At 68.4% G+C, this 16,950-nt stretch carries 16 protein-coding genes and 2 pseudogenes; 11 read left to right on the top strand and 7 right to left on the bottom strand.

Annotated features, from left to right (window positions below; genetic code table 11):
* Positions 1-790 (top strand): ubiquinol--cytochrome c reductase, cytochrome B subunit (locus CQZ88_RS06900; RefSeq protein WP_258008488.1); only part of this gene is annotated, 790 nt, incomplete at its 5' end.
* A gap of 184 nt (positions 791-974) precedes the next feature.
* Positions 975-1,871: a phosphogluconate dehydrogenase (NAD(+)-dependent, decarboxylating) gene (gene gnd / locus CQZ88_RS06895; protein WP_102799463.1), complete on the top strand. Its 897-nt coding sequence runs from the start codon at positions 975-977 to the stop codon at positions 1,869-1,871.
* Between the two features lie 893 nt (positions 1,872-2,764).
* Here the strand turns inward: gnd and CQZ88_RS06890 are convergent.
* Positions 2,765-3,172: a four-helix bundle copper-binding protein gene (locus CQZ88_RS06890; RefSeq protein ID WP_102799462.1), complete on the bottom strand. Its 408-nt coding sequence runs from the start codon at positions 3,170-3,172 to the stop codon at positions 2,765-2,767.
* 585 nt (positions 3,173-3,757) lie between these two features.
* Between CQZ88_RS06890 and CQZ88_RS06885 the strand changes: the two genes are divergently transcribed.
* From CQZ88_RS06885 to CQZ88_RS06865, 5 genes are all read left to right on the top strand, one after another.
* On the top strand, positions 3,758-4,540 hold the full coding sequence (locus CQZ88_RS06885) for a PspA/IM30 family protein (protein ID WP_219727507.1): 783 nt from the start codon (positions 3,758-3,760) through the stop codon (positions 4,538-4,540).
* Positions 4,540-4,818, top strand: coding sequence for a hypothetical protein (locus CQZ88_RS06880; RefSeq protein WP_102799465.1), 279 nt, complete (start codon positions 4,540-4,542; stop codon positions 4,816-4,818). The genes CQZ88_RS06885 and CQZ88_RS06880 overlap by 1 nt, the downstream gene beginning before the upstream one ends.
* Positions 4,819-4,823: 5 nt before the next feature.
* On the top strand, positions 4,824-5,735 hold the full coding sequence (gene htpX / locus CQZ88_RS06875) for a zinc metalloprotease HtpX (RefSeq protein WP_102799461.1): 912 nt from the start codon (positions 4,824-4,826) through the stop codon (positions 5,733-5,735).
* Between the two features lie 3 nt (positions 5,736-5,738).
* A complete protein-coding gene (locus tag CQZ88_RS06870; protein WP_102799460.1) occupies positions 5,739-6,329 on the top strand; it encodes a hypothetical protein in 591 nt (196 codons plus the stop codon).
* 84 nt (positions 6,330-6,413) lie between these two features.
* Entirely contained in the window at positions 6,414-6,689 is a 276-nt protein-coding gene (locus tag CQZ88_RS06865; protein WP_102799459.1) for an SHOCT domain-containing protein, read from the top strand.
* A gap of 95 nt (positions 6,690-6,784) precedes the next feature.
* Here CQZ88_RS06865 and CQZ88_RS06860 read toward each other — a convergent pair whose 3' ends face one another.
* Positions 6,785-7,693, bottom strand: a complete 909-nt coding sequence (locus CQZ88_RS06860) for a DMT family transporter (protein ID WP_102799458.1) — start codon at positions 7,691-7,693, stop codon at positions 6,785-6,787.
* Between the two features lie 250 nt (positions 7,694-7,943).
* Complete coding sequence (locus tag CQZ88_RS29485) at positions 7,944-8,138, bottom strand: hypothetical protein (RefSeq protein ID WP_146034264.1); 195 nt, start codon at positions 8,136-8,138, stop codon at positions 7,944-7,946.
* Positions 8,139-8,364: 226 nt separating this feature from the next.
* Between CQZ88_RS29485 and CQZ88_RS06855 the strand changes: the two genes are divergently transcribed.
* Positions 8,365-10,023 carry an AarF/ABC1/UbiB kinase family protein gene (locus tag CQZ88_RS06855; protein ID WP_102799457.1) on the top strand — a complete coding sequence of 553 codons (1,659 nt, stop codon included), beginning with the start codon at positions 8,365-8,367 and terminating at the stop codon, positions 10,021-10,023.
* 185 nt (positions 10,024-10,208) lie between these two features.
* On the opposite strand, the gene CQZ88_RS30570 is transcribed toward CQZ88_RS06855, so the two are convergent.
* Together CQZ88_RS30570 and CQZ88_RS32390 are read right to left on the bottom strand one after the other, a co-directional pair.
* Positions 10,209-10,649, bottom strand: a complete 441-nt coding sequence (locus CQZ88_RS30570; RefSeq protein WP_374703810.1) for an NUDIX domain-containing protein — start codon at positions 10,647-10,649, stop codon at positions 10,209-10,211.
* A 505-nt stretch (positions 10,650-11,154) separates the two neighbouring features.
* Positions 11,155-11,718: pseudogene (locus CQZ88_RS32390) on the bottom strand (hypothetical protein); the annotation flags it as partial.
* Between the two features lie 864 nt (positions 11,719-12,582).
* On the opposite strand from CQZ88_RS32390, the gene CQZ88_RS06845 reads away from it, so the two are divergent.
* From CQZ88_RS06845 to CQZ88_RS06830, 3 genes and pseudogenes are all read left to right on the top strand, one after another.
* Entirely contained in the window at positions 12,583-13,113 is a 531-nt protein-coding gene (locus tag CQZ88_RS06845; protein WP_180986960.1) for an alpha/beta-hydrolase N-terminal domain-containing protein, read from the top strand.
* Positions 13,114-13,248: 135 nt separating this feature from the next.
* Positions 13,249-13,965 (top strand): annotated as a pseudogene (locus CQZ88_RS32385) (alpha/beta-hydrolase family protein); the annotation flags it as partial.
* Positions 13,966-14,260: 295 nt separating this feature from the next.
* Positions 14,261-14,713 carry a universal stress protein gene (locus tag CQZ88_RS06830; RefSeq protein WP_102799455.1) on the top strand — a complete coding sequence of 151 codons (453 nt, stop codon included), beginning with the start codon at positions 14,261-14,263 and terminating at the stop codon, positions 14,711-14,713.
* A 431-nt stretch (positions 14,714-15,144) separates the two neighbouring features.
* On the opposite strand, the gene CQZ88_RS06825 is transcribed toward CQZ88_RS06830, so the two are convergent.
* Positions 15,145-15,948: a hypothetical protein gene (locus CQZ88_RS06825; protein WP_102799454.1), complete on the bottom strand. Its 804-nt coding sequence runs from the start codon at positions 15,946-15,948 to the stop codon at positions 15,145-15,147.
* A 209-nt stretch (positions 15,949-16,157) separates the two neighbouring features.
* On the bottom strand, positions 16,158-16,950 hold a 793-nt coding region (locus tag CQZ88_RS06820), incomplete at its 5' end, for an N-acetyltransferase (protein WP_258008484.1).

Here is a 16,950-nt window from a genome sequence, read left to right as displayed (position 1 = left end):
CATCGGCCCGTACAACCCGTCGCAGGTGTCGGCCGGCTCGCAGCCCGACATCTACATGCTGTGGACGGACGGCCTGGCCCGCACCTGGCCCGCGTGGGATATCTACCTGTTCGGCCGGTACACGATCCCGGCGGTGTTCTGGGTCGCGGTGATCATGGGCCTGGTCTTCGCGGTGCTGATCGCCTACCCGTGGATCGAGAAGAAGTTCACCAAGGACGATGCGCACCACAACCTGCTGCAGCGTCCGCGGGATGTGCCGGTGCGGACCGCGCTCGGCGCGATGGCCTTGGCGTTCTACACCGTTCTCACGCTGATGGGGATGAACGACATCATCGCGATCACCTTCCACATTTCACTCAATGCCACTACGTGGATGGGGCGCATCGGTATGGTGCTCGCCCCGCCGCTCGCGTACTACCTGACCTATCGGTTCTGCCTGGGCCTGCAGCGCAGCGACCGTCAGGTGCTCGAGCACGGCATCGAGACGGGCATCGTCCGGCGCCTGCCGCACGGTGAGTACATCGAGATCCACCAGCCGCTCGGCCCGGTGGACGCGCACGGCCATCCGGTCCCGCTCGAGTACCAGGGTGCTCCGGCACCCAAGCGCATGAACAAGCTCGGCACCGCCGGCAAGCCCGGCGCGGGCAGCTGGTGGAGCGCGGACCCGGCCGAGGAGGCGACCGCCCTTGAGGCGGCGCACCACGAGGCCGAGGTCGAGCAACGCATCGTCTTGAAGGAATACCAGGATCGAGTTCACAATCCCGGCGGCGGCCCCGGGCACGGCCACTGACGTTTCGTTTCGATTTGGGGATCGATATCGATGCCCGCACCGGAAGAGCCGGTCGGCGCCTCCAAACACCGATTGCGACACCGACATCTCATGTCTCGGCGGTCCTCGGGCAGCACAGAGTATCCGGCCGAATCCGGTGGCCACAGCCGCCGACGTCCAGGCCCCGTCGAGAAGAGGAGTAGCGATGCAGCTGGGACTTGTGGGCCTCGGGCGGATGGGTTCGGGTATGCGCCGGCGCCTGCGTCGACATGGCCACGACGTAATCGGATTCGATCCGCACGCCCCCTCCAGCGATGTCACCTCCCTCGACGCGCTCGTCCAGTCGCTGGCCGTCCCGCGCACGGTGTGGGTGATGGTGCCTGCCGGTGCACCGACCCGTGAGGTGATCGTGCAACTCTCTCGGCTGTTGTCCACAGAAGATCGCGTCGTCGACGGCGGCAACACCCGATTCACCGAGGACCGAATTCACGCCCAGATCCTGGCCCGCGCGGGCATCCGATTGATGGACTGCGGGGTGTCCGGAGGGGTGTGGGGGGAAACGGACGGGTATGCACTCATGGTCGGCGGCCACGCGACCGATGTCTCCGACCTGATGCCGATCTTCGACGCGCTGCGGCCGGACGGCGAGCGCGCCGACTCCTTCGTCCATGCCGGGCCCCTCGGGGCCGGGCACTACGTCAAGATGGTGCACAACGGCGTCGAGTACGGCCTGATGCAGGCCTATGCCGAAGGTTTCGAGCTTCTGACCGCCGAGGAGTTGATCGCCGATGTGCCCGCGGTCCTGAGAGCGTGGTCGCAGGGCACCGTCGTACGGTCGTGGCTTCTCGACCTTCTCGTCGACACCGTGTCCGACGAAGACCAGTTCTCCCGGGTGTCGGGGTATACGGAGGACTCCGGTGAAGGCCGCTGGACGGTCGAAGAAGCCCTCCTTCATGCCGTCCCGGTCCCGGTCATTTCCGCCGCTCTGTTCACTCGGTTCGCCTCCCGACAGAGCGACTCGCCGGCGATGAGAGCCGTGTCCGCCCTGCGTCGCCGATTTGGTGGCCATCCGGTACGCGCCCCCCGCGCGCCGCGGAAGTGAACCGCCCCGGACTCCAGCAGGCTTCCGCCGTTCCGATGCCATCTCGGGCTGGGCCGCTCGTCGTAAGGGGTACCTTGCCGCCGTCAGCGGACGACTGGGGTCGCATGCGGCACCTTCTCGGTACCGGCGAGCAGCGCAGCGGACGGGCACCGGCCGGCTGGACGAGGTGGGCGATGAACCCGCGTCGCCCGGATTGTGCCGTGATGCCCGGGAAGACCGAGGTAGTGCCTGCGCCGGGTTCGGCCCTGTGTCGGCCCCTGCCTTGATGCGCACCCGGGGTGAGTCAACTCACATCCAGGCCCCTTGTTGCCGATCATGTCCGGCTCGGATGCGGAATGGTCCAGACGGTCGATCCATCCGCGCCGGCGGCGGGATGGCCGTGAACCGTCCCGGAGGCGTGCCCGACGATCGGATCCCCTCAAGCCAGCTGCCTGGGATCTCGCCGCCGGGCACATGCCCTCAGCCCCCCCTGGGACGCGCCAGCAGTTCAACCAGCCCCCAGCACCCCCCCCGTCCCGCCGAACTCCTGCCATGCGCGCAGCCACGCCGCCAGGCGCCGGGAGGCCATCTCCGGCGATCGCCGGTAGCGCACATCGCGGGACAGGCAGCTGCGGCGGAGTTCCGCCAGACGGGGACCGAGGAGACGGTCGACGGCACCGTGACGGCAGGCGCCATCGGGCTGTCTCCGTGGGCGGTCGGGCGTATCCCGCACATCGCTGCGCCGACGACCACGGCCGCCATCCCGCGCCGCCCCCGGTGGATACCGTTTGTGTGCTCACCGCTCCCGGGGCCGATCCTCGCCGACACAGGGTGGTCCTGCCCGCTGGTAGCGGGCGGCGCAGCGGTCGAGCGTTCCGACCGGGCGCGTGTTTGTCCCGACAGACGCGCTCAGGTTAGCCGAGTGAACTGATCAGATCGCGGCAGGCCTGCTCACATCGGCGGCACACCTCGGCGCACGTGTGGCAGTGTTCGTGATGAGAGGCGTGCCGAGCGCACTCGTCGCCGCACGCCTTGCACGCCGCCGCGCAGGCGGCCAGGACCGACCGGGTGAGGTTGGCGTCGTAGCCGGTGTGGCGTGAGAGTACCCGGCCGGTGGTCTCACAAATGTCCGCACAGTCGAGATCGGTGCGGATGCACTTGGCCAACTCGGACACCGACTCCTCGCTCAGGCACGCATCGGCGCACGCGGTGCACACCTGCGCGCATTCGATACACGCTTCAATACAGGCGGTCAGCTTCGCTGCGTCGATCTGACCGAGACTCTTGGGGTAGGTGTCGATCATGTTCGCTACGGTGCTCATCCGTGTCTCCTCTCGTCGGTGGGCACCGCTGGCCTTGTCTGGCTGGAGGCACCCGCTTCACGTCGCGTACCCGTCGATGCGCCCCGGAGAACGAGACACCATCGTTTTCCTGCCGGGGGCATTGGCGGGGGCGGCGGGGTGTTCGACGACCGACAGGTCCGTTCTGTGTCCGACTGCGCCGGACAACAGTCGCGGCCGCGGCCCTGCGAAGGACGCCGGTGCGCGGGTTGCTGCTGTGGGAGTGGTGGCCGCCCCGTCAGGAACGGTATCACCGGTACCGCCACGAGCGTGGGTTCGTCGACGGGGTGTACGGATTCGCGAACGATCCGCCCCCGGGCCGCTGATCCGTCTGTGCCCCTCGGCACGCGGGCGGTGACGAGGCCACGCACATCCGAAACCACTTTTCTTCAACGGATCTTCATGGAAATGCGGTCGGATCCATACCGATGCGGAGCACTGTGGAGGCGACGACAGCCATCGTCGCAGGCTCGCCTTCCGGAAGTCGGCGGCAGTGGGCAGCCGAAACCACCATGTGCGCTCCGAGCAGTCGTCGCCGACTGCGGCGGGGACGGGAAGAACACCACCGTGAGTATCGCGCAACGTCTGGCCCTGTTGTTCCGGGTCAAAGCGAACAAGGCCCTCGATCGCGCCGAGGATCCTCGGGAGGTTCTCGACTATTCCTATCAGCGCCAAACCGAGATGTTGGCCCAGGTACGTCGCGGCCTCGCCGACGTGGCCACCAGCCGTAAGCGGCTGGATTTGCAGGCCGAGCAGCTCCAGCAGTCGGCCGACCGGCTTCAAGCGCAGGCCGGTCAGGCTGTGGCGAGGGGCCGTGACGATCTGGCCCGCGAGGCACTGACTCGTCGTGGGGCGGTACTCGAGCAGCTCCAGCAGCTACAGCCGCAGCGCGACACACTCAAGACCGAAGAGGACAAACTCACCGCGGCCGCGCAACGATTGCAGGCCAAAATCGAAGCCTTCCGCACCCGCAAGGAAACCATCAAGGCCACCTACACCGCTGCGGAGGCCCAAAGCCGCATCGGTGAAGCGGTCTCCGGGATCTCCGAGGAAATGGGCGATGTCGGGCTGGCCATCCAACGCGCCGAGGACAAGACCGCACAGATGACCGCGCGGTCCCAGGCACTGGACGAGTTGATGGCTTCGGGCGTCCTCGAGGACGCGTCGATACCGTTGGGGCACCGGGACGACATCCAGGCCGCTCTCGATGCCGGCACCGGCTCCGGCACCGATGTCGACACCCAGCTTGCTCAGCTCAAAGGCGCCTTGAACGCCGCACCATCCTTGGAGCAGGGGGCCGGGGCGGTCGGACAACGCGGTGACTCCGGTGCAGGGAAGGACCGTATGTGATGATCATTCGGATTCTAGGGGAAGGGCAGTACGAGGTCGCCGAGGAGCACCTCGATGATCTCAATACCCTCGACGAGCGCCTGATGGCGGCGATCGAGTCCGACGATCCGAATGCGTTCGCCCAGGCGCTGCAGGATCTGCTCGTCGTGGTCCGCCGGGTGGGTCGTCCCGTCGCCGCCGAGGCCTTGGCCGTGTCGGAACTGATCGTGCCGGGGGCCGACGCCGAACTGGCCGAGGTTCGCGCGCTGCTCGGGGACGACGGCCTGATTCCCGGCTGACCGCCATGCGCACCCGATTCCGGCCGGATCGCCGCCTCACCGTCCGGATGGCGGTGACGATGGGGCTGCTCGCGGTGGTGTATGTAGCGTTCGTCGCCGCGCTGGTGGTACTGATCAAGTCGATCCTTCTCATCGTGCTGCTCGTCGGTGGGCTGCTACTGGCTCAGTTCTGGTTCTCCGATCGCATCGCCCTCTACGGCATGCGTGCACGCATCGTCACCGCAGAGGAACAACCGCAACTGCACGGACTCGTCGAACGCTTGTGCTCGCTGGCGGACATGCCCAAGCCGCAGATCGCGGTCGCCGACATGGAGCTGCCCAACGCCTTCGCCACCGGGCGCAGCACCAAACGCGCCGTGTTGTGTGTGACGACGGGCTTGACCCGCCGACTCGACCCCGAGGAGCTCGAAGGGGTGTTGGCGCATGAGCTGTCCCATGTCGCCCATCGGGACGTGGTCGTGATGACCATCGCCTCGTTCCTGGGCGTGCTGGCAGGGTTGCTGGCACGGATGATGCTGTACTCGAGCATGTTCGGCGGCAACCGCGATCGCCGAGACGGTGACAACTTCGTGGTGATCGTTCTAGCGGTGATGGCGGTGTCCGCGGTGGTCTACGCCGTCAGTTACCTGCTGATCCGGGCTCTGTCGCGATATCGCGAACTGGCCGCCGACCGGGCCGGGGCCATCCTGACCGGCCGCCCCTCCGCACTGGCCTCGGCTCTGACCAAGGTCAGTGGCGAGATCGCCCGGATCCCCACCCGGGATCTGCGGGCAGCGCAGGCGTTCAACGCGTTCTTCTTCGCCCCGGCGCTGGGGGCGCAGACCAGCGTGGCGCACCTGCTGTCCACCCACCCCGCCTTGGAGCGTCGGCTCGATCAGCTGGCGAGTTTGTCCACCCAACTGGGAGAAGGGGCCTGAGCGATGGGGTTTCTGCGCGCGTTGTTCGGTCGCAGCGAACCGGTGCAACCCAACTTGGATGTGCTCTTCGCACTTCCCGGCGCTGCCTACACTCTGCAGGCCGCTCTCGGGTACGCCCCCACGGGGATCGGTGCCGTGGCCTTCAAACCGGCCGAGGGCGCCGGGTTGCGCCACTCCCAGGACGAGATCCTGGCCTTGCTGCACCTCGACCCTACCCTCGAGGTCACGCTCACCGGCGACGAATTCGGCTACACCTGGATCACCGCCCGCCAAGCGACGGTCGACCTGCCGGCCCTGGTGACGGCCCTGCATGCGGTCAACACCACCCTCACCGACACCGGATTCGGCCCGTCCCTGCTGTGCACCGTCGTCGGATTCACCGCGCCCCCTGGGGACACACCCACTGCAGCGCCCCCCCGGTTGGCTTTGGTGTACCTGTTCAAACGCGGCACCGTCTACCCCTTCGCCCCGCTCGGAGACCGGCGGCGCGATACGTCGCTGGAGCTGCAGGTGCGTGCCGTTCTCGGCGGAGACCTTCCGATCGAATCGGACCTGCAGCGCTGGTTTCCGGTCTGGGATGCGCCGGTACCGTGAACCATCCCCGTCCGCACCCGCTCTCCGGTACGGGCCGCATCGCCTGGCGGCGCGGCCGACCCATCTCTGAGGAGGAATCACGTCATGATGTTCTGGTACGGCGACGGCATGAGCGGGTGGGGATATGTCCTCATGATCGTGGGCATGGTGGGTTTCTGGGCGCTGGTGATCTTCGCGATCGTGGCGTTGATACGCGCCCTGGGCTCCGGCTCCGAACCGGCCGTCCCACCGTCGCCCACCGCCCGGGATGTGTTGGCGATGCGGTTCGCGCGTGGGGAGATCGACGAGCACGAATACCGTCGCAGCCTCGAGGCGTTGCAGGGCAATGCCCCGTCCCGGCCGAATCCGCCGCCGTCGTGAACGGCGCGGCCGCCGCGCCGTGATGCGGCGGCACCGGTGCGGTGGATCCGCCCCGGACGAGACGACCCGAGCTGGGCGGAGGCCGGTCGTCGGGCTCACGCCCGGTCGGCGGACCCGTCCGGTGGTGGCCGAATTCCGCGGGGCCGCAGCACGAGCCACAGCGCGGCCAGCACCACCAACAGTCCGAGTCCCGTCCAGCGGTTCGGACGCTCACCGAGCACCACGGCGGCGAGCAGGATCCCCACCACCGGCACCAGGAACGTCCATGCGGTCAGGGTGTCGAGCCGGCAGTGTCGGGTCTCGGTGAACCAGCCGACGAAGGCTGCGGCAGTACCCCCGACCGACAGCGCACCGAGCACCGCCACAAAGCCGGGAGTCCAGGAAATGACGGGGGCTCCTTCCGTGATCGCTGCCCAGACGGCCAGTCCGGCGCCGCCGAGTACGAAATGCCACCCGCTGGCGGCCATGACATCGAGCTCGCCCAATCGGCGACCCAGCAACGTGCCGGCGGTGACCGCCACCGCGGACAGCAATGCCAACACCGCCCCTTGTCCCCCGCCGCCGGGCACTGCCACCACCACCAAGCCCACGAATCCTGCCACCAGCGCGGCGACCGTGTACGGGGAGATGCGCTCCCCGTACCACCACCATGCCGGCAGCACGATCAGCAGAGGCTGCGCGTTGGCCAGCACCGCGGCCGTGCCGGTCGACGATCCCGCCACCGCAGCGAACATCGCAGCGAACGCGATGGTGACGTTGACCGTAGCTAGGGCAGCAATGAGCAGCCACGCACGCCGCCCGCGGGGGCGCGGTCGATGTTGGACGCCCGCCACCGCCAAGAGCACCGCGCCCGCCACCAGGGCACGCAAGGCCGCGAACCACAGGACCGGCGCATATTCCAGCCCCCACCGGATCCCGAGAAAGCAGGCACCCCACGCGGCGACGATCCACGCCATACGAAGCGGTTTCGGTGCACGCAACTCCGGGACAGCCTCGACAGTCATGATCGGCCGCGTACCCCCGCGGTTCGGTGTCCCGCCCCCTCGTCGCCCGGCCCCGCTCGGCAGACACGGCGGTGGTATCGACCATTGCGCGAGTCGGATCTCCCTGCGGAACGCACTTTTCCCCTCCCCGCCCACGCCTGGCCCGCGCCGCTACACGTCGGCGCTGCCGCGGTCATAGGCGACAGTCTCATCTGTCGCCTTCACACCTGTTCGTCGACCGAAACAGGATCGTCCCAGTCTGGTGTGTCGGTCACCGCCTGCGGCGGTTCGATTCGTCGGTAACTAGCCGGTAGAGCACATACAGCGCGAACCAGGCGATCGATACGGCCGCCAGGACGAGCCCCACCTCGAAGAGAAAGACCACACCACCATCGTAGAGGTGCGCCCGGCGCGAATTCGCCCGGCCCCGTGGCGTCCTCCCGGCCGAGAACAACGCCGTTGCCATGCCGGCACCCGATGCTGTGCTGCGACGACACCCCCCGACCGCCCGGCCACGGCACGGGGACCCTCTGATCGGCCGCGCCCTCGGTCCCAGGGCGCACGCGCGATGCCACTAGACTGTGTCGCTATGACACCGCGGGAAAGATGCGGAGGGCGCCACTTTGCCGAGGCTGACCGGCGAGGTATGGACGCCTGCACCGAACCGACCGCTGCCCGGCGGACCTGACTCCATGCCACCACCACAGAGCGAACGGTACCGTCAGATCGCCGAGACCCTGAGCCGGCACGGACTCGGATTCCTCACCGGGGCGGCGGGTTTGCAGCGGTGGGTGCCCTTCCACCACGGGCTTCTGGGACACGACCGCCGAGAACAGCCCTATTCGAGTCCCGAGCACCTGCGCCTGGCGCTCGAACAACTCGGGCCGACCTTCGTCAAACTCGGCCAAGTTCTCTCCACCCGCCAGGACCTGCTGCCCGAATCCTATCGGGGGGAGCTGGCGACACTGCAGGACGCCGCCCCGCCGGTTCCGGCCTCGACCATCGTCGAGCTCGTCGAGCATGAACTCGGGGATTCCGTCTCGCGGATCTTCGCCTCCTTCGACGTGCACCCGCTGGCCAGTGCCTCGCTGGGGCAGGCACACGCGGCCACGTTACGCGACGGCACCGAGGTGGTGGTCAAGGTGCGGCGCCCCGACGTGGTCGAACAGGTCGAGCAGGATCTGGAGATTCTCCGGAATCTGGCCGCCCGCGCCGGCCGTCGGTGGGAGGCCGCCGCCGACTACGATTTACCCGGAATCGCTGAAGAATTCGGCCGTACCCTGCGCGCCGAACTAGACTATCTCGAGGAAGGGCGTAACGCGGAACGCTTCGCTGTGAACTTCGCCGGTGACGACGGCATCCACATTCCCCGCATCTATTGGGACACGACCACCTCCCGGGTCCTGACACTCGAGCGCATCAGAGGGATCAAGATCAGCGATGTGCTTGCTCTCGACGCGGCCGGCGTGGATCGGCCGGCTCTTGCGACGCGGTCCGCCGAGATCGCCGCGAAGATGATCTTCGAGGATGGGTTCTTCCACGCCGATCCGCACCCAGGGAACCTCTTCGTCGAACCCGGTGGCCGCATTGGGCTCATCGACTTCGGCATGGTCGGGCGCCTCGATCCGCAACTGCGCGAACACCTCGGAACCCTACTGATCGGGCTGGCCCGTCGGAACCCGCGACGGATGGCCGCCGCCCTGGTCGAGATAGCCTCCGCTCCCGGCACGGTCGATGTGGCTGCCCTGTCCGCAGATCTGGCTCCGCTCATCGACCGCTACGCCGAGCGCACCCTGGGGGAGATCCCGGTCGGCGCCTTGATCCGGGACATCGTGACCGTGCTGCGCCGTCACCACCTCCCACTCCCACGCCAACTCGCGTTGTTGCTGAAGATGCTCGTCATGACCGAGGGACTGGGGGTGCAGATCGATCCGGACTTCCAGCTCGCACAGGTCATCGGCCCCTACGCTCAGCAACTGGTCGCAGACCGCTACTCCCCCACCGCCCTGGCGCGTCGGCTCACCGCGGCCGGCGCGGCCGTCTTGGACCTCATACCAGAACTTCCTCTGCAGCTGCAGCGGTTGCAGGACATGCTCGAGGCCGGAGGTCCGGAGGTCCATCTGCGGGCCGCCGAGCTCGACACGCTCGTGGGCCGACTCGAGGCGACGGGGCATCGCCTGGCCGTCGCCATGCTCGTCGCTTCGGCTCTGCGGGGGCTCGGGAACGCAGCGGCCACCGGCGTGGACCGACGCGGACCCTGGTACCGCCTCCTTCTGGGGGTCGGTCTGGGTACGGCCGGATCACTAGGACTGTCGATGGTGTGGACGGTTCACCGACCGCGACGGCGGTAGGACGAGGGCGCTGGCACCGTCCCTGTCGGTGCCGCGGGGCTGAGGCATCCTCGTGCGGGCGCTACCTCGACTTTCCCGGAGGCGGTTCGCCCAGCGGATGCTCCGCTCGTCGGTGTCTGCCGACGGCGGCGGGGCGGCGTGTACTCGGCGCGGACGCCGCCGGTGCGCGCCGGGGTTCGTCGTACTCAGCTGGTGCGGAAGGGGAATGCGTCCGCTTCCGGGGCAGGCCTGGACTCGAGCATGGCGATCAGGGTGTCGATTATCCACGCTGTCATCGAGCCCAGTCGGCTGAGGTCGTAGCCGGCGCCGTTGTCGGGGTGGTTCCGGTCTCGGTTCAGCTGATCGGGCTGCCAACGGCTGGCAATCCGCTGCAATGGCACCTGGTGGATCCCGGTGACCTCGGCGAGATTGACCGCTCCGGTATATCCGATCCGATCCGCCCAGCCCAGGACGGGGACCACCAGAAACCGGGTTTCGGGCTCGGTCAGGGCGGGCAGCACACCGAGAATTCGGACGCTGTCGCGGTCCAGGCCGATCTCTTCGCCGGCCTCTCGCAGGGCGGTCGCCACCGGCCCGTCGTCCCCCCGGGTCCTGGACGCCGCCGGGGAACACGAGACGTCCGGGATAATCGCGCAGATCGGAGGTGCGCTGTGTGAGCAGCACCCGAGGACCGGTCGGTCCCTCGGTGAGCAGCACCAGGACTGCAGCGGTGCGCAGCGTGACCGATCCCCCGCTGGGCATCTCGTACGGCCGGTAGGGTCGCAATGTGGCTGCCAGTCGAGTGGCCCACGGCGGCGTGCCGTCCACGGCGCTGTGCCGGTGCCCCGGCGCGGCCTCGCAGTCGGTGCCGATCCATCGGAGCCGTCCGGATCGCACGTGCAAGGTGACGATGCCGGGAGCCGTGTCGGGCGAGGCCACCATCCGGGTCTGCTGTCCCAGTCCCGGATGGCCGAACAGTGCACGGGCCACGCGATGCGGCGGTGCACCGTTGCCGGCCCAGTCGGCGGGGTTGTTCGCTACGGCGACGAAGGCTTGCGCGGAGCCGACCAGATGGGCGACCTGACCGGTGAACGGGGCCAGGCTCTCGCTCATCGCCGGGACGAGCACCACGTTGGCGCCGACCTCGGCCAGGGTGTGCACGGCCTGCGGGTTCAGCAGATCCCGGCAGATGGCGAGGACCAGGTGCCATCCTTCGGCGGTGACGTACACCCGCAACTCGGGCCACCCGTGGGGCTGGAGGTCCTCCCAGACCGGTTGTTCCGCCGGCGAATGCTTGTCGTGAGTCAACGGGCGGTTGTGACCGCGGATCCAAGCCAGGGCGGTGTTGCGGCGGCGGGGCGGTGATCCGTCGGCGTGATGGTAGCTGCCGGCCACCAGGATTTTGGGTCCGTCGTCTCGTTCGACCCAGTTCTGCAAGTCGTGCGCCAGCGCTTCGGTGACGCACAGTTCGGGCAGCACGACGATGGACGCGCCGGCCCGGACCGCGTCGCGGACGAGTCGGTCGAGGCGCGCACGCTGTGCGTCGAGATGCGCCGGCTGCACCGGAAACGCGGGGTGGCTGAGATCGTCGGGGAGGTGAATTCGGTGAGGCCGCGGTTGGGATGGCAGGTGGCAACGATTGTGTCGGCGGTGATCAGGTCGGTGGCAGTCTCGACGAGACTGTAGTCGAACACGACACGGAACTGCGTGGCCCATCCTCCAGCCAACCGGACGCGGCGGGTCTCGTCCAGCCGGTTCGCCAGTCGCCAGGGCGGCGCCGTGGGCTGCATGTCCATCACCGTCCGGATGTCGGGCCCTCCGAGAGGAATCGGGTCTCCGACGCCGGGCTGGTACGGGCTGCGGCGGCGGAAGGAGTCGGCGAAGAATTGCCCGTAATGGTCGTCGAGGAACTGGGCCAGGGCCCGCGCCACCATCACGGGCGCAACTGCCTCGACCGGTCGTAGCGCATCGGCGAGACCGCGTCGCGTTGCCGGGTCCAGCGCCGCGGTGGCCGGACGGGAACGGACGAGGACGTGGAGGGGCTCGAGCATCTGGGTCACGGTGGCCTGGATGGCCGGGTTACCGGCTTGCTCCCACAGCACGGGGTGTTCGTCACGACACAGGTGCAGCAGATGGGTCAAGGTCACCAAGGGGTCGGGTTCGTGCTCGATTGCGGCACGCAGCGCTGCTAGCTCCTCGGCTGGTGAATGAAGCTGCGCCACGCACGGCGAGCACGGCACGTCCTCGGCGGAGAGGACGCCACCTGGTTCCGTCGTCGAGGATCCGGTCGGGCCGGAAAGGTCTCTGCGGCTCATGTCGATTCATCTTGCCCTCCTTCCGGGCGCCCGGCGTCCGGGGCGGTGTGGTGCCCGGCCGGCAGGCCGGTGCTTCCGCTCGGGCGCGGCCGGTTACTGTCGGCAGGTGACCGCACGAGGGTTTGACGGCCGGTCTCGGCACCGCATCGGCCGCGGCGAACGCCGTCGGGTGATGCGGGTGGGTCCGGATTTCCTCGGCCTGAGTTTTGCGCTCTTCTTCCTCACGTGGAGTATGGGTCCGTCGTTGCTTCCGCGAGGATGGGTCGTGCAGGGTGTGGTCAGTGGTCTCGCCGACGCCACCGGCTACGGCGTGGGCCTGGCGCTGGCCTTCCCGGTCCGTCGATGGGTTGTGCCGAAGTTCTCTGGGTGGTCGCCGCCACCTCGCAGGGTGGAACGAGTCCTGCAACTCCTGGTGGTAGCCGGGGCCGCGGCGATGGCGGCCGGGGCCGCGGTGACGGCCGCGGACCGGCGGCGTGATCTCGCTGTACTGGTGGAAATGCCGTCGAGCACCACGGTGCCCGATGTGCGCACGGCTCTGCTCGCAGCGGCCGTTTTCGGGTCGGTGCTGGTGGTTGCTCGAGGACTGGCGACGGCGGCCCGTGGGATGGGGGAGCTGTTGCGCGTCCGCGCGCACCTGCCGGCAGTCGTGGCGCATGCGGCCGCGCCGCTCGGGTTGTGGCTCGCGGTGGTACTCGTCGTCGACGTGGTCGTCCGGGCGGGCAGTTCCGATCCGGCCCCCGTGTCTTCAGCGCCCAGAACGATGGTACCGAGGCGGGCGTGGTGCCACCGCGGGTAGCGGAGCGTTCGGGCAGTCCTGCGTCGTGGTCGGGGTGGGACACGCTCGGGTTGCAGGGACGGTCCTTCGTCGGCGGCGGCCGCGGACCGGTGGAGTTGGCGACGATCAACGGCACCCGGCCGCGAACCGATCCGGGTGTATGCCGGTCTCGCGTCCGCTGCCGACACCGCCGCTCGGGTCGAGCTTGTGCTCGGCGAATTCGATCGCACGGCGGCGTGGGATCGGGAGGTCCTTGTCGTGGCGGGCACGACGGGGGCAGGGGAGGGCGATCCGGTTGCCGCCGACTCCGTGGAGTTGATGTACAACGGCGATACCGCCATCGCGGCGATGCAGTACTCGTTCCTGCCGAGCCGGGTGTCGTTCCTGGTCGACCGTGCCGCCGCTGCCGCGGCGGGCTCCGCTCTGGTCGAGGGCATCCGCCAGCGGTGGTCGCAGCTTCCTCCAGACCGCCGCCCCCGGCTCGTGGTGTACGGCGCCGGCCTCGGCGCGCAGTCGCTCGAAGCCGCCTTCGGCGACCTGGGCGAGCTGCGGCAATCGGTCGACGGGGCACTCTTCGTCGGTCCTCCGAATTCCACTCGGTTGTGGCGCAGTGTGAAAGATCGGCACGATCCTGGCACGGCGGAAGTGCTGCCGACCTACGCCGGCGGGCTCGTCGTCCGGTTCGCCGCGAGTCGGCAGGATCTGGTGGTGCCCGCCGCGGATATGTTGCACACCGCGAGCGGTCCGTGGACACCTCCGCGGGTGCTGTACCTGCAGCACAGCTCCGATCCGGCGGTGTGGCGGGATCTGGAGGTGATGTTCGCACGACCGGACTGGCTGTCCGAACCGCCCGGCACCGACCGCAGCCCCGCCATGCGCGGGTACCCCTTCGGGACGTTCGGGCAGGTGACGGCCGATCTCGCCCGGGCGCGGCGACAACTACGCCGATCTGATGCCCTACGCGTGGGCCGCAGTCGCGGCTCCGCCGGGATGGAGCGAGGCGGACACCGAGCGTATCGCCCGCGCAGTAGCGTTGTCACCGCAGGATCGATAGAGCGCGCCGCGACGGCGACGACCCCGGACAGCTCCTCGGCCGGACAGCAGACGTCAACGTCCTCGGTGTGGCAATCTACAACTACGTCACTTAGTAGCACCGGGAGGCGTGCCGATGAACGAGGAACACACATTCCGGGTGGTCGTCGGGGTGGACGGATCGCCCCAGTCGTTGCTTGCCCTGGAGTGGGCGGTGACAGAAGCTCGGCTACGCCATGGGCAGCTGCGGGTGGTGACGGGGTGGCAGTTCCCGGCCGCAGCGGTCGGCATGGAGGGCCTGCGCTGGGAACTCGAATCGTTCCAGCGCGTCGCCCGACAAATCCAGGCCCGCGCATTGAAAGGGGTGGACCTCGAAGGTATTGCCGTCAGTAGAGAGATCCATGAGGGACCCGCCGCATCCGTGCTTTTGATGGCATCGAAGGACGCGGATCTTCTGGTCGTGGGTTCCCGCGGTCACGGCGGCTTCACCACGCTGTTGCTCGGCTCGGTGTCCAACCAGATCGCCCACCACGCCACCTGCCCGGTATTGATCATCCGGCCGAAACGGCCGGCACCAGCCCCGATATGACTCGTTTTCGTCGCCCGCGCCGGGCGCACGGCGACTCCGTCGACCGTAGGGCCCGTCTCCGGTCGGCGCGATTGGATCCAGGCCGGCCGGCTGGGCAGACGGATCGCATTCCCGAGGAGGGCACATACCCTGGCGGTGCCGAAGTCAGCGATGCTCGTCTCGATGCAACCGCGGCGTCGGCCTGACCGGGATCTACGCTGTGTCCTGCCGCGCCGGACGGCTCGGCAGGACAGCGACCAGCCTACGGCGACGGCACGCACGACCCGCAGCGACGAGTGAACCAGATCGTGCCGGAGCACATCCTCATGGTCCGTGAATCCCTGCTGGACCTCACCAGGGTGCCCTGGTCGGGCCGCGTTCTCGGCGATCCTGCGTCGCGGCGCGAAACACCGCGTTCGTTCCAGCGGGCCGCACCTCGATCCCGTCGGTTCCTACCGTAGGTGAGCAGGCCGGTCGCCGGGAGTCAGCCCGATGTGTATGTGGTCCTGGTGGACAGCGTCGGAGAAGAAGCCGTTGCGCTCGCCGTTGAGGTCGACCGGTCCCCCCACCTCGGTCGCCCCGAGTTCGGCGGCTCGCCGCATCAGACGCACTTGCCGGTCGTCGAAGGGGCCGATATCGACCACCGCCTGCCCGTCGATTTCACGAATGTCCACTGCCCGACCGACGGCGTGGTTCGACAAGCGGTCGGTGGGAAACACCGTCTGGATATGACCGGTATGCATCACCTGCACGGTCAGCGTGAATTCTTGTGACAGTTCCAGCAAAACCCTCAGCAGCGGATCGCTCATCCTGCCGGTGCCGACGTCGCTCCGCGATGGACCGGGCAGCATGATCCTGGGTTCGGCGAGAACTGCTTCGGCGGTATCGGACAGCGCTACGGGTGTTCCGAGTGAGGTCAACGGACGAAGTTGCTCCACGGTCCACACGTCACCGGCCTGTCGGGTCAACCGCGTGTCGACAACCAGTTCTCTGCTCTGCTCACCGGAAGGGGTGTCGAAGCGTTGCGACACCAGGGCGATCACAGCCGCATTGTCGGCCGTCAGGCCCCCGTACTGCGGATAGATCACAGTCAGGGCGCCGGTGCCGGCGGCGACAGGTTGCAGGATGGTGGCCGTCGCGGCGGCCCTGGGCGACGCACCTGCCCGCAGCAGGTTGTCGACGGCGGTACCGCCGCCGGTCCAGTTCCCAGCCGTTTCCAGAAAAGCCGCCGCGGATTGTTTGATCTTCGGGGACACTTCACCAGGGCCCGGCCGCCAGCGGCTCGATTCGGCCGAGAGGACACGCGGGGACTTCGACGTCTCGACGGGAAGAGTAGAGGGTCGATCCGGCAGGACGGCTGTTCGCGACGTCGCGGAGTGGGGCGAATTCGCCTCGAGGCCGCAGGACACCAGGGTTGCCACCGGTACTGCGGTGAGCAGTGTGAGCATCTGCCGACGCGTCACGTTCATGGTGAACCGTCCGCTCTGCCGATCGAGCGGGCGGGCGAACCGGGCTGTGACGCCAGAAGATAGCGATAGCTGCGTACGGTGTGGCCATCGCGGGTGGTGTGGACCCCCACCGCGCTCCACCCGAGGCGTTCGTAGAAGCGGTCGGCGCCGCCCGGACCGGTGAGGGTGACCAATTCGGCTGCGGCGGCCCCCCTGGCATCGGCTCGCTCGAGGAACAGCGCCACCAGACGCACTCCTACCCCACTGCCCTGGAAGACCGGTTCCACGGCTACGGCCGACAGGACTGCAACGGGTGCGTCGTTGTGAGGTTGCATCGTCGATCGTGTGCTGATCGTCCGAACGAGACGCCTCGTCCACGGCCGCGCCCGTGTGCGTACGAAACGCCGTATCAGTCCGGGCCTGCCCAGCAGCGATACGGCGGCAAGAAATGTCAGAGCCGCAACGGAACGCCTCTCGGCCCACAGAGCGCTCATGTGCGCCGCCTCGTCGGTGGAACCGAACAGGAAGGCACCCACATTGTCACCGGGGGCGTTCGGCTCCACGGCGACGAACGCGACTGCGTGCGGAGACTCGAGAAACGTTCTGTGCCAGCGGCGCACGAAACGCACCCCCAGCGCGGGGAAGAAACCGACGGGCAGCAGCCGGACATGGATCCGGGCTGTCGCCTCGAGATCCGCGGGGACGGCACCACGAAGGACGAGTCTTCCCGCGGCCGAGGCCCCGGTGCCAGCGCCCTCTCCCTGAACCCGGCCAGTCCGCGCCTCAGAGAGTGTTGTGGAACCCGCGCTG

The organism is Rhodococcus sp. ENV425 (genome assembly GCF_002887785.1).
GTDB classification, from domain to species: domain Bacteria; phylum Actinomycetota; class Actinomycetes; order Mycobacteriales; family Mycobacteriaceae; genus Rhodococcus; species Rhodococcus aetherivorans.
Note: the sequence above shows the minus strand (reverse complement) of the source record. Positions and strands in the feature narration are given on the sequence as shown.

Excerpts from the sequence above, each read along its gene's own strand:
- gnd (WP_102799463.1), top strand. The coding sequence starts at position 975 with ATGCAGCTGGGACTTGTGGGCCTCGGGCGGATGGGTTCGGGTATGCGC.
- CQZ88_RS06890 (WP_102799462.1), bottom strand. The coding sequence starts at position 3,172 with ATGAGCACCGTAGCGAACATGATCGACACCTACCCCAAGAGTCTCGGT.
- CQZ88_RS06880 (WP_102799465.1), top strand. The coding sequence starts at position 4,540 with ATGATCATTCGGATTCTAGGGGAAGGGCAGTACGAGGTCGCCGAGGAG.
- htpX (WP_102799461.1), top strand. The coding sequence starts at position 4,824 with ATGCGCACCCGATTCCGGCCGGATCGCCGCCTCACCGTCCGGATGGCG.
- CQZ88_RS06870 (WP_102799460.1), top strand. The coding sequence starts at position 5,739 with ATGGGGTTTCTGCGCGCGTTGTTCGGTCGCAGCGAACCGGTGCAACCC.
- CQZ88_RS06865 (WP_102799459.1), top strand. The coding sequence starts at position 6,414 with ATGATGTTCTGGTACGGCGACGGCATGAGCGGGTGGGGATATGTCCTC.
- CQZ88_RS06860 (WP_102799458.1), bottom strand. The coding sequence starts at position 7,693 with ATGACTGTCGAGGCTGTCCCGGAGTTGCGTGCACCGAAACCGCTTCGT.
- CQZ88_RS29485 (WP_146034264.1), bottom strand. The coding sequence starts at position 8,138 with ATGGCAACGGCGTTGTTCTCGGCCGGGAGGACGCCACGGGGCCGGGCG.
- CQZ88_RS06855 (WP_102799457.1), top strand. The coding sequence starts at position 8,365 with ATGCCACCACCACAGAGCGAACGGTACCGTCAGATCGCCGAGACCCTG.
- CQZ88_RS06830 (WP_102799455.1), top strand. The coding sequence starts at position 14,261 with ATGAACGAGGAACACACATTCCGGGTGGTCGTCGGGGTGGACGGATCG.